Below are 266 nucleotides of genomic sequence, written 5' to 3'. Positions count from 1 at the left end.
GAGCCCGAGGTCCTTCATCATCGTCAGGCCGGCGAAGCCGATGTTGATGCGGTCGAGAAACGAGAAGAAAAACAGCACGAACAGGAACCCCAGCAGATGCCGCGATACCTTGGCGATCACCGGCTGTTCGTGCGCATGCGGCGCGGTGGTGGCAGGCGTCGCATGCAGCGCGCCGGCTCGCGAGGAGGTGTCCATACCGTTGTCTCCGATGTTGTCGCTTTCTGATGCGTCGCAGTATGGAGCGCGGCTATGTGCTGCCTGTCCTC

1 pseudogene is annotated in these 266 nt (G+C 62.0%); it reads right to left on the bottom strand.

Annotation, left to right across the window (positions count from 1 at the left end):
* Positions 1–195: pseudogene (locus SB753_RS37925) on the bottom strand (4-hydroxyphenylacetate permease); the annotation flags it as partial.
* Positions 196–266: the final 71 nt, after the last annotated feature.

The sequence above is a fragment of the Paraburkholderia sp. SIMBA_053 genome, from assembly GCF_046534895.1.
Classification (GTDB): Bacteria; Pseudomonadota; Gammaproteobacteria; order Burkholderiales; family Burkholderiaceae; genus Paraburkholderia; species Paraburkholderia caledonica.
This window is presented reverse-complemented; position numbering and strand designations above follow the sequence as displayed.